Consider the following 11,501-nt stretch of genomic DNA (forward strand, 5'->3'; position numbering starts at 1 on the left):
TATGCTGAAAAAGAAAAAAAGATTCTTTATTCCGGCTGTAATTGCGGCGGCAACCGCTTTTCTCGCGTTAATCGGATACATTATCATTATATTTCTCGGCCATTATGTCATCGATGAAAAGAAATTAATACTGCACGCATCTTCAAAAATCGTCGATCAAAACGGTGATGAAATCGCGAGCCTCTATACGGAAAATCGCGAGCCGGTATCCATTCAGCAGGTTCCGGAAGATGTGAGAGATGCCTTTATCGCCGTTGAAGATAAACGGTTTTACGAACATCACGGCATTGATGTGAAGTCTGTCGGCCGGGCGGTGTTCCGGGATGTTTTAGCAGGCGGCAAGGTGGAGGGCGGCAGCACGATCACCCAGCAGCTGGCGAAAAACATTTTTCTGACCCATGATAAAACATTTTTGCGCAAGACGAAGGAAGTCATTATCGCCATCAATCTTGAGCGTGATTACAGCAAGGACAAGCTGCTTGAAATGTACCTGAACCAGCTTTATTTCGGCCATGGCGTTTACGGCATTCAAGCCGCGTCCCACTACTACTTTAATAAAGAAGTAAAAGATTTAACCGTTGCGGAAGGAGCCGTTCTGGCAGCGATTCCGAAGGCGCCATCTCTTTATTCGCCGATTCAGCATCCGGATAAAAATAAAGAACGCCGCGATACGATTCTTGCAATGATGAACGACCAAGGCTATATCAGCGCCAAGGAAGCCGTCAGAGCCCAGGGCCGGACATTGGGGCTTAATGTCAAGAAAACATCAGAAACGCCTTGGTTTGACAGTTATATTGATCTTGTCATCAAGGAGGCGGAAGACCGTTATTCGATGTCAGGTGAACAGCTGCTTCAAGGCGGTTATACGATCCGGACGTCACTTGATTCCAAGCTGCAGAAAACGGCATACACCCTCATGAAGGAAAGCGGCTATTTTCCGGGGACGGATCAGGCGGCAGAGGGAAGCGCCGTCTTTATTGATAATAAAACCGGAGGCGTGCGCGCGGCGGTCGGCGGACGCGACTACGTGACAAAAGGATACAACAGGGTTACGGCGAAGCGGCAGCCGGGCTCAACGTTTAAGCCGATTGCCGTATACGGGCCCGCCATGCAGGAAGACAAGTTCAAACCGTATTCGCTTCTCCAAGACAAACTGACGTCCTACGACGGGTATGAACCGAAAAATTATGACGGACAGTACAAGGGGGAAGTGACGATGCAGGATGCGATCACTTACAGCATAAATGCGCCCGCTGTCTGGACATTGAAGCAGATCGGCGTAGATACGGGAAAATCGTATCTTGAGAAAAACGGCATGAACATTTCTGACAACGGACTCGCGATTGCGCTTGGCGGTCTGTCAGAAGGCGTCACCCCGCTTCAGCTTGCCGGAGCTTATCATACCTTTGCGGCAAACGGAATGTATACGAAGCCATTTTTTATAGAGAACATCACGGACGAAGACGGAGAAACGTTATCCGGGCCTAAAAACGGCAAAACGCGCGTCTTCAGCGGACAGACGGCATGGAATATGACGAGAATGCTTCAGCAGGTCGTAAAAGAAGGAACCGCTTCACAAGGCAGCTATCAAGGTGACCTGGCGGGGAAAACCGGCACGACCACATTTCCCGGCATCCCCGGCGCGACAAAGGACGCCTGGTTTGCGGGATACACTCCCGGACTGACGGGAGCCGTCTGGATGGGCTATGACAAAACGGATAAAACCCATTACCTGAAAGGCGGAAGCCAATACCCGGTCAGACTCTTTAAAGCTATCGTTACAAAAGCGGGTGAAAACGGCCGGACATTCAAAAAGCCTGAAAATGTGAAGGAACTGGGCAGCCCGATTGAGCTGGAGGCGGTAAAGTCCCTGTCGGCCCGTTATACATTTAAGGCGATGGGACTGATTACGGTTCAATTAAAATGGGATATTCAAAAGGATGATCGGGTTGTTTACCGAATATATGAGAAGAAAGACGGAAAAGACAAGCTTCTGGATTCGGTGAAAGGAAAAGGCAGCTTTGACATACCGTATGCCAATCTGTTTTCAGGGGCTTCATACAAAGTCGTTCCATATAATTCACAGACGGATCAAGAAGGAGAGGGAACGGAATACGTTCAGCCGAAGCTTTTTTCTTCTTAATCATGAATTCGGCGATTTTTTGAACATTAAGCCTCAATTCTATACGCTTTTGAAAAAACAAGGTATAGTGTAATGGGCGAAGAACACGAACGTATGGTTGCAGGAGGAAAGGTGGAAATTCAGATGAGTAAACGAGAAGCGTTTAATGATACGTTTTTAAAAGCGGCACGGGGAGAAAAAACAAATCACGTCCCTGTCTGGTACATGAGACAGGCGGGGAGGTCTCAGCCGGAATACCGCAAGCTGAAGGAAAAGTACGGCTTAGTCGAAATTACGCATCAGCCCGAGCTGTGCGCGTATGTGACGAGGCTCCCGGTCGAGCAGTACGGAGTGGACGCTGCCATTTTATATAAAGACATTATGACGCCGCTTCCTTATATCGGAGTGGATGTTGAAATAAAAAACGGAATCGGCCCGGTGATCGATCAGCCGGTGCGCTCTGCTGCGGATATTGAAAAGCTCGGCGAACTGAATCCCGAACAGGATGTTCCTTACGTGCTGGAAACGATCCGATTACTCGTAAACGAACAGCTGAATGTTCCGCTCATCGGTTTTTCGGGAGCGCCTTTTACGCTGGCCAGTTATATGATTGAAGGCGGGCCTTCTAAAAATTACAACAAAACAAAAGCGTTTATGCACAGTATGCCGCAAGCGTGGAAAATGCTGATGGACAAGCTCGCGGACATGATTATCGTTTATGCGAAAGCGCAGATTAACGCCGGCGCAAAAGCCATTCAGATTTTTGATTCATGGGTCGGCGCGCTGAACCGCGAAGATTACCGGCAGTTTATAAAACCGGTGATGGACAGAATATTCCGGGAGCTTTCAGCAGAACAAGTTCCGCTGATCATGTTCGGCGTAGGCGCAAGCCATCTGGCCGGGGATTGGCATGACCTTCCTCTTGATGTCGTCGGTCTTGACTGGAGACTCGGCATAGATGACGCCAGAAAACAAGGCATTACAAAAACGGTTCAGGGCAATCTTGATCCGTCGCTTCTTCTTGCGCCTTGGGAAGTCATCGAGAAAAAAGCGAAAGCAATACTTGATCAAGGCATGAAAACGGACGGGTTTATTTTCAATTTAGGGCACGGTGTATTCCCAGATGTCAATCCGGAAACGCTGAAAAAGCTGACGGCGTTTGTACATGAATATTCCGCGGCCAAAAAAACGGAACAATCTTCCTGAGCAGATCGTTGGTTATAAGTAGATTTTCCTGTCAAAATCAAGGTGGACAGACCATCAAAAGAGGTGTGTAACAAAATGAGCAGCAAAAAGAAAATGGGACTTCTTGTCATGGCTTACGGAACGCCTTACAAAGAAGAGGACATAGAACGTTATTATACGCATATCAGACGCGGAAGAAAGCCGGAGCCTCATATGCTTCAAGATTTAAAAGACAGATATGAAGCGATCGGAGGCATTTCGCCGCTGGCGAAAATTACGCAGGAGCAGGCGGAGAAGCTCGCACAGCGTTTAAATGAAATCCAGGATGACGTAACATTCAAAGTGTACATCGGATTAAAACATATTGAACCGTTTATTGAAGACGCGGTGGCGGACATGCATAAAGACGGCATTACAGAAGCTGTCAGCCTTGTGCTCGCCCCTCATTTTTCAACATTCAGCGTCCAGTCATACAACAAACGCGCGAAAGAAGAAGCGGAGAAGCTCGGCGGCTTGACCATCAAGTCTGTTGAAAGCTGGTATGATGAACCGAAATTCGTTGATTATTGGGTCGGCCAGGTGAAGAAAACATATGAATCAATGCCGAAAGAAGAACGGGATGACGCGATGCTGATCGTCTCAGCGCACAGCCTTCCTGAAAAAATTAAAGAATACGGAGATCCGTATCCTGACCAGCTGGAGGAATCCGCAAAACTGATTGCCGAAGGCGCCGGAATTACCGATTACGCAGTCGGCTGGCAAAGCGAAGGGAACACCCCTGATCCGTGGCTCGGACCGGATGTGCAGGATCTCACGCGCGATCTGTACCAAAAGCATCCTTATAAAGCATTTGTATACGTGCCCGCAGGCTTCGTTGCCGATCATTTAGAGGTGCTTTACGATAATGATTATGAATGCAAAGCTGTGACCGAAGAAGTCGGCGCAAGCTACTATCGTCCGGCTATGCCGAACGCACAGCCTGAATTTATCGACGCGCTTGCAGCGGTCGTGCTGAAAGAGCTGGACAAGTAGAATTAAACGGTAAAGAAGGCGATAAAAATGAGTGGCGATAAAAAACATCTGGTCATCATCGGCGGCGGCATAACGGGATTAGCCGCCGCCTTCTACATGGAAAAAGAAATCAAGGAAAAACAGCTGCCGCTTGAGGTCACCCTGATTGAAGCGGGCCCGAGAGCGGGCGGCAAAATTCAGACGCAGCATAAAGACGGCTACATCATTGAGCGGGGGCCGGATTCTTTTTTGGAAAGGAAAAAAAGCGCGCCGCAGCTCGTCAAGGATTTGGGGCTTGAGCATCTGCTCGTCAACAATGCGACCGGCCAGTCTTACGTGCTCGTCAACGAGACGCTCCATCCGATGCCGAAGGGCGCGGTGATGGGCATTCCGACCAAAATCGCTCCGTTCATCTCCACCGGTTTATTTTCTGTTCCCGGAAAGGCGCGGGCGGCGCTTGACTTTGTCCTGCCTGCGAGCAAACCGAAGGAAGATCAGTCTCTGGGTGAATTTTTCCGCAGACGCGTCGGTGACGAAGTCGTTGAGAATTTAATAGAACCGCTATTATCAGGGATTTATGCCGGAGATATTGATAAGCTGAGCCTCATGTCCACGTTTCCGCAATTCTATCAGACTGAGCAGAAGCACAGAAGCCTGATTCTCGGCATGAAAAAATCGCGTCCGCAGCCTTCGGGACAGCAGCTGACGGCTAAAAAGCAGGGCCAGTTTTTAACGCTGACGACAGGGCTTCAAACGTTGGTGGAGGAGCTGGAAAAGCAGCTTACGCTGACAAAGGTGATGAAAGGAACGAAAGTCACCCATATCGGCCGCGAGGAGAAGGGATACTCCGTGACGCTTGATAACGGCAAAGTGCTCTATGCGGAAGGATGCATTGTGACAGCCCCGCATAAAGCCGCGGCGAAAATGCTTTCTGATCTGCCGGCGGTTTCATGTCTTAAAGACATGCATTCTACGTCCGTTGCCAACGTCGCCTTAGGTTTTCCTGAGGGAGCCGTCAAGATGGAGCATGAAGGTACGGGATTCGTTATCTCAAGAAACAGCGACTTCTCCATCACGGCCTGCACATGGACGAATAAAAAATGGCCGCACGCGGCGCCGGAGGGCAAAACGCTTCTCAGGGCGTACGTCGGAAAGGCCGGAGATGAATCCATCGTAGATCTTTCAGATAACGAGATCATTAAAATCGTAATGGAAGATTTGAAAAAAGTAATGAAAATAAATGGTGAACCGGAAATGACCTGTGTGACCCGCTGGAACGAAAGCATGCCGCAATACCATGTCGGCCATAAGGAGCGCATCAAAGAGTTCAGAGATGCGCTGAAAGCTTCCTATCCGGGCGTATACGCGACGGGCGCGTCTTTCGAAGGGGTGGGCATCCCCGACTGTATCGACCAGGGAAAAGCCGCCGTATACGATTCACTGGCTTATTTATTTGAAACGTACCAGCCTCCGTTATCGTAAAACGGAGGTTTTTTTGCATGTTCCCGTTCTGTAAAGGGAACACCAATAAAGAGAGAAAACATTTGAATCTTCTTTGCGACTGTGATAAGTTATCTTATGTACAAAATGACTAAAACGTTCAAACGGTCAATTTAACGAGGTGGGAAACATGTCCGTCGATCGGAAAAAGCTCATTCTGGAAGCGGCAACGAAGTCTTTTACACAATTCGGCTACAAAGCAACGACAATGGATCTGGTGGCAAAGCTTGCAAATGTGGGGAAGGGAACCATCTACACGTTTTTCAAAAACAAAGAAGAACTGTTTGATGATATTTTCACCACTATTTTAAGAGAAATGAAGGAACACGCAGACGAAGCGATGAAACCGGAGCTTTCATTTCACGAAAATGTCCACCGGGCGCTTGTCGCGATTTTGGAATTCAGAAAAACACACCAGCTGACTATTAAAATTTTTCAGGAGAACGCCGAGATTGGTACAATAGCCGTTCAGGATGTCATTGCGAAAATGGAGCGGGCCATTCTGTCATACATTAAAGAAAAGATAGAAACAGCCATTGAAAACGGAAGCATTAAACCGTGTGATCCGGAACTGACCGCTTTTGTGATGCTCAAGCTCTACATCGCGCTGATATTTGACTGGGAAAAAAACCATCCGCCTCTTGAAAAAGAGACGATCGCCGAATTGCTGGAAATGTATGTTGGTCAAGGATTATCTAAATAATAGATGATCCTTCACTTTTTAGGTGCAGTGACCGTTTTGTCAAATGAGTCAGTTTGCGGAAGGAGGCAACAGGGTTGAATACAATAAAAAGCCAGTGGAAAGACATTGTAACGAACAAGAAACTGTTAATCCCCATCATTGCCATATTATTCGTTCCGCTGATCTACAGCGGAGTGTTTTTGAAGGCGTACTGGGACCCGTACGGCACGGTGGATCAGCTGCCGGTTGTCGTTGTCAACCAGGATAAAGGGGCGGACTACGAAGGGAAACATCTTCAGATCGGTGACGATCTTGTGAAAGAGTTAAAGAAAAATGATAATTTTGATTGGCATTTTTCAAGCGATCTTGATCAATCGTTAAAGGACTTATTAAATGCTAAATATTATTTATTGGTCGAGATTCCTGAAGATTTTTCTAATAACGCCAGCACGGTAATGGATAAAAATCCGAAGAAGCTGGATCTGAAATATCATACGAATGCCGGATCAAACTATGTCGGCGCGACAATCGGGGAAAAGGCGATCGACAAACTGAAAGCCTCCGTGTCGAAAGAAGTGACAGAGCAATACGCAAAAGTCATTTTTGATAACTTTAAAGATATTGCCAAAGGGCTCGGCAAAGCCAGCAGCGGAGCCAAGAAAATAGACGACGGCACGAAAAACGCGAAAGACGGCAGCGCCAAGCTGAAGGAAAATTTAGCGAAGCTTACTGAAAGCACCGCCACCATCGGCGATAAAACACAGCAGCTTGCAGACGGCGCGGCGAAAGTGACAAGCGGAATTCAAACGCTTGACAGCTCTATCGCAAAACTTCAGAGCGCAAGCGCCGAAATTCAAGATAAATCAGGACAGATTGCTTCAGGAGGAGGCCAAGTGGCCAGCGGGCTGAAAACAAGCCTTGACGCACAAAAGCAGCTCCAGCAAAAGCTTCCGGATTTAACGAATGGATTAAGTGCGTTAAACAGCAAGGCGCAGGAAGTGTCGCAAAAAGCGGCGGCATTTGAAGATGCGATCAATTCAGTCAACCTGTCAGACATTGAAAACGCGGTTGGGCAGCTCGAACAGACTGAAAAGGATCTGCAGCAGTTTAAGAAGAAGCTTTCTGATCTGAAAAACAGCCTGGATGCCCGGGATGATGCGGTCAAAAAGGTGATTAAGGACAGTGATTTCTTAACGGATGAGCAAAAAGCGAAACTTGTTCAGCTTCTGAATGAGAAGCTTCCGAAGGCCGACCTTCCGGATTTAGACAATATCGTCAGCCAGCTTCCGTCCGGCGGAGATATTCAGCTTCCGGATATGTCAGTCATAAAAAGCGCGCTCAAAGATGTAAAAGCGAAGGCTGATCAGCTGAAAGCACTGCCTCAGTCCACATCGAAACTGTATAACGGCGCAGCGGCGGTACAAGACGCGATTAACCAGCTGACAGCGGGAACTGATAAATTATACAGCGGAGCGCAGACCGTTTTTGAAAGCCAAAACAAACTGACAGCCGGCATCGGCGAATACAACAGCAAGTTCGGACAGCTCAAATCAGGATCAGAAGCGTTAGTGTCAGGGAGCGGCCAAGTATCAGGCGGCTTAACGAAACTGCTGGACGCGCAAAACAAAATCCATGACGGCTCGTCCAAAATTGAGCAGGGTCAAGCGTCTCTCGGCACCGGTTTAAGCAAACTTTTAGACGGCACCGGACAATTGTCCAGCCAGCTGAAAGATGCGGCTGATCAAACCGGGGACATTAAGACAGATGACAAAACGTACAGCATGTTTGCCGATCCGGTAAAAACGGACGATAACGCGATTCATTCCGTGCCTAACTACGGTACTGGACTGACGCCTTATATTCTCTCTATGGGCTTGTATGTCGGCGGATTGATGCTGACGGTCGTATTCCCTCTGAGTGAAGCTTCAGGGCGTCCGAGAAACGGTTTTGAATGGTTCCTCAGCAAATTCAGTGTTATTCTGCTTGTCGGACTGATTCAATCCGTTATTGTCGCCACGGTTCTGTTAAAAGGAATCGGGCTTGATGTGGAAAGCACGTGGAGATTCTATCTCTTTACGATGATTACCAGCATCGCGTTCCTGTCCATGATTCAATTATTGGCGACAACGATGGGGAATCCGGGACGCTTTATCGCTGTCATCATTCTGGTGCTCCAGCTCGGGGCAAGCGGAGGAACCTTCCCGCTTGAACTCCTGCCGGGATTCTATCAAGTGATTCACGGGGCACTGCCGATGACTTACAGCATCAACGGGTTCCGTGCCGTCATTTCAAATGGCGACTACGGCTACATGTGGCAGCAGGCATCCATTCTGTTGGGCATCGCCGTTGTCATGATCGCGCTGACCATCGTGTATTTTACGGTGCAAAGCAAAAAAGAACACAAAACGGAAGAAGAAATAACAGCATAAGAAAAAGAGGCTCTGAGCAGATGCTCAGGGCCTCTTTTTTTAGATTTCGATCGTCGTACTATTAAAATCCCCATCTTACCAACAGTCCGGTATACGTCAATCCGCCGCCGAACCCGAATAATACCAGCGTCTGGCCTTCCGACAGTTTTTTTGCTTTCACAGCTTCATCCAATGCGAGAATAATAGAAACCGATGAAGTGTTGCCGTAATATTCAACGCTTGTCAATGTCCGTTCAAGTGGGAAGGGCAGTTTTTCGCAGATGGATTCGATCATCCGCATGTTGGCGCTGTGAGGAACGAACCAATCCAGATCGTCTTTTGAAAAGCCGGCTTTTTCTAAAAGGGCATTGCATTCCTCAGGCACGGTTCTGGCCGCCCATTTATATACTTCGCGCCCGTTTTGCACCATGTTTCCTCCGCCTTTAAGCGGCTCGCCGTTTAATTCTGCGCTCAGTCCCGTGCGATACAGCACGTCCGCGCTGCCTCCCGCTGTTCCTTGCACGGCTGCCAAAAAGCCCGGCGCTGATTCGTCGCGTTCTACCAATAGGGCGCCAGCAGCGTCTCCGAAAAGAACGCAGGTCGTCCGGTCAGTATAATCCGTTACCTTTGATAATGTTTCACCGGCAATGACAATCACTTTTTGATGGGAACCGGCGGTAATTAATGCGTCTGCGAGCTGAAGGCCGTAAGTGAGTCCGGCGCATGTGGCGTTAATATCAAGCGCCCCCGTGTGCGGCCAGCCGAAGTAAGCCTGCACGCGTGCCGCGGTGCTTGGAAACGCATAGTCCGCCGTCGTTGTGGCGACAAGGATCATATCGACATCATCAAGAGTTCCGCTGTATCGTTCTGCAAGGTTTTTCACCGCTTCCACACACAAATCCGATGTGAATTCATGTTCGCCGGCAATGCGTCTTTCCTTCATACCGGTGCGCTGGACGATCCATTCATCAGATGTATCGACGATGCGCTCCAAATCCGCGTTTGTTAATCGGCGTGCCGGAGCATATGTACCGATTGCTGTAATTTTAGATTTTGACATGAAAAAATCACTCCTTTATATCAGATTATAACACCTGATATTATTACTTGGTACTAATTTTAATAAAAAAACCCAAGCAGCATCCGCTGTTTGGGGAGCATGAGATATCTATTTGTAAAACGGGCTTGTGTGAACGATTACCAATGACGGCAGCAGCGGCGGCATGAATGATGATGCTTCTTTTTTTCTTTCTTCTTTTTTTCTTTCTTCTTTTTACAAGGGTCTTCTTTTTTCTTTTTACAGTGATCTTCTTCTTTTTTACAGCCCCAGAAGGCTGCACCAGACCAATCATCCTCAAACCAATCCTCAAACCAATCATTATGAAACCTTTTCCGCTTGTGCGGTTTACGGCTGATCATACATTTCCCTCCTATGCTCATGCTCCCTTCATTCTATGAAAAAAGAGAAGGAAAAGATTGGACGGGTTATGGATCAAAAGAGTATATTTTAAGAAGAATAAAATTGATAGGAGGAATGACCTGTGGCAAATATGAAACATACGATGGAACTGATTAAAGAATTGGTGTCGATTCCGAGTCCGACGGGCAATACATACGAGGTTATCGCCTATACAGAAAGTCTTTTAAAAGAATGGGGCGTCTCCTCTTACAGAAACCGCAAAGGCGGTCTTTTTGTCACAATTCCCGGCCGTGATGACAAGAAACACAGATTGCTGACGGCGCATGTCGATACGCTCGGCGCGATGGTAAAGGAGATAAAGGCGGACGGCCGGCTGAAGATTGACTTGATCGGCGGCTTCCGATATCACTCGATTGAAGGGGAATATTGCGAGATCCAAACTTCTTCCGGCAAAACCTATACAGGCACCATCTTAATGCATCAGACTTCAGTGCACGTCTACAAGGACGCCGGCAAGGCAGAGCGGAATCAGGAGAATATGGAAGTCCGCCTTGATGAGCCTGTCCGGACGAAGGAAGAGACGTCCGATCTCGGCATCAGGGTCGGCGATTTCATCTCATTTGACCCGCGCGTGCAGATTACGCCGAGCGGCTTTATTAAGTCCCGGCATCTTGATGACAAAGCGAGCGTGGCTCTGCTCTTGAATTTAATCCGCCGCATCACGGAAGAGAAAATCGAACTTCCGTATACGACGCATTTTCTGATTTCTAATAATGAAGAAATCGGCTACGGCGGCAATTCCAACATTCCTCCTGAGACCGTCGAATACTTGGCTGTTGATATGGGGGCGATCGGCGACGGCCAGTCTACGGATGAATATACCGTCTCCATTTGCGTGAAGGATGCGAGCGGCCCGTACCATTATCAGCTCAGAAAACATCTGGCCGGGCTTGCGGAGCGCTATGGCATTGATTATCAGCTTGATATTTATCCGTATTACGGTTCTGATGCCTCAGCAGCCATCCGTTCGGGCCATGACATCGTCCACGGGCTGATCGGCCCGGGAATTGACGCTTCACACGCTTTTGAACGCACGCATGAATTATCGCTTCTTAATACGGCGAAGCTTTTGCACCGGTACGTTTTATCGCCGATGGCATAAAAAACCCTGCG

At 48.2% G+C, this 11,501-nt stretch carries 9 protein-coding genes; 7 read left to right on the forward strand and 2 right to left on the reverse strand.

What is annotated here, in order from left to right; all coding sequences use genetic code 11:
• Nucleotide 1: 1 nt before the first annotated feature.
• The 6 genes from ACKTRM_RS05240 to ACKTRM_RS05265 all read left to right on the forward strand — a co-directional run bounded on the left by ACKTRM_RS05240 (nt 2) and on the right by ACKTRM_RS05265 (nt 8,929).
• The gene (locus ACKTRM_RS05240; RefSeq protein WP_012117215.1) at nt 2–2,143 is read left to right on the forward strand and encodes a transglycosylase domain-containing protein; all 2,142 of its coding nucleotides are present in this window, start codon (nt 2–4) and stop codon (nt 2,141–2,143) included.
• Nucleotides 2,144–2,266: 123 nt separating this feature from the next.
• The gene (gene hemE / locus ACKTRM_RS05245) at nt 2,267–3,328 is read left to right on the forward strand and encodes a uroporphyrinogen decarboxylase (RefSeq protein WP_012117216.1); all 1,062 of its coding nucleotides are present in this window, start codon (nt 2,267–2,269) and stop codon (nt 3,326–3,328) included.
• Between the two features lie 75 nt (nt 3,329–3,403).
• On the forward strand, nt 3,404–4,339 hold the full coding sequence (gene hemH, locus ACKTRM_RS05250; protein WP_012117217.1) for a ferrochelatase: 936 nt from the start codon (nt 3,404–3,406) through the stop codon (nt 4,337–4,339).
• 27 nt (nt 4,340–4,366) lie between these two features.
• Nucleotides 4,367–5,800, forward strand: coding sequence for a protoporphyrinogen oxidase (hemY, locus tag ACKTRM_RS05255; protein ID WP_012117218.1), 1,434 nt, complete (start codon nt 4,367–4,369; stop codon nt 5,798–5,800).
• Nucleotides 5,801–5,948: 148 nt separating this feature from the next.
• A complete protein-coding gene (locus ACKTRM_RS05260; RefSeq protein ID WP_003155219.1) occupies nt 5,949–6,521 on the forward strand; it encodes a TetR/AcrR family transcriptional regulator in 573 nt (190 codons plus the stop codon).
• Between the two features lie 74 nt (nt 6,522–6,595).
• Nucleotides 6,596–8,929 carry a YhgE/Pip domain-containing protein gene (locus tag ACKTRM_RS05265; protein WP_012117219.1) on the forward strand — a complete coding sequence of 778 codons (2,334 nt, stop codon included), beginning with the start codon at nt 6,596–6,598 and terminating at the stop codon, nt 8,927–8,929.
• A gap of 61 nt (nt 8,930–8,990) precedes the next feature.
• Here the strand turns inward: ACKTRM_RS05265 and fabHB are convergent, their stop codons facing one another.
• A complete protein-coding gene (fabHB, locus tag ACKTRM_RS05270; protein ID WP_003155217.1) occupies nt 8,991–9,968 on the reverse strand; it encodes a beta-ketoacyl-ACP synthase III FabHB in 978 nt (325 codons plus the stop codon).
• Nucleotides 9,969–10,105: 137 nt separating this feature from the next.
• A complete protein-coding gene (locus ACKTRM_RS05275; protein WP_007610440.1) occupies nt 10,106–10,327 on the reverse strand; it encodes a hypothetical protein in 222 nt (73 codons plus the stop codon).
• A 131-nt stretch (nt 10,328–10,458) separates the two neighbouring features.
• Here ACKTRM_RS05275 and ACKTRM_RS05280 point away from each other — a divergent pair, with 131 nt between their 5' ends.
• Nucleotides 10,459–11,490 (forward strand): M42 family metallopeptidase, encoded by a 1,032-nt coding sequence (locus ACKTRM_RS05280; protein ID WP_007409206.1) that lies wholly within the window; start codon nt 10,459–10,461, stop codon nt 11,488–11,490.
• Nucleotides 11,491–11,501: the final 11 nt, after the last annotated feature.

Source organism: Bacillus sp. D7-8 (assembly GCF_052055895.1).
Lineage (GTDB): Bacteria > Bacillota > Bacilli > Bacillales > Bacillaceae > Bacillus > Bacillus velezensis.

What these genes read in the sequence shown, in the direction of transcription:
- hemH (WP_012117217.1), top strand. Translation starts at nt 3,404, where the DNA reads ATGAGCAGCAAAAAGAAAATGGGACTTCTTGTCATGGCTTACGGAACG.
- fabHB (WP_003155217.1), bottom strand. Translation starts at nt 9,968, where the DNA reads ATGTCAAAATCTAAAATTACAGCAATCGGTACATATGCTCCGGCACGC.
- hemY (WP_012117218.1), top strand. Translation starts at nt 4,367, where the DNA reads ATGAGTGGCGATAAAAAACATCTGGTCATCATCGGCGGCGGCATAACG.
- hemE (WP_012117216.1), top strand. Translation starts at nt 2,267, where the DNA reads ATGAGTAAACGAGAAGCGTTTAATGATACGTTTTTAAAAGCGGCACGG.
- ACKTRM_RS05275 (WP_007610440.1), bottom strand. Translation starts at nt 10,327, where the DNA reads ATGATCAGCCGTAAACCGCACAAGCGGAAAAGGTTTCATAATGATTGG.
- ACKTRM_RS05260 (WP_003155219.1), top strand. Translation starts at nt 5,949, where the DNA reads ATGTCCGTCGATCGGAAAAAGCTCATTCTGGAAGCGGCAACGAAGTCT.
- ACKTRM_RS05240 (WP_012117215.1), top strand. Translation starts at nt 2, where the DNA reads ATGCTGAAAAAGAAAAAAAGATTCTTTATTCCGGCTGTAATTGCGGCG.
- ACKTRM_RS05280 (WP_007409206.1), top strand. Translation starts at nt 10,459, where the DNA reads ATGAAACATACGATGGAACTGATTAAAGAATTGGTGTCGATTCCGAGT.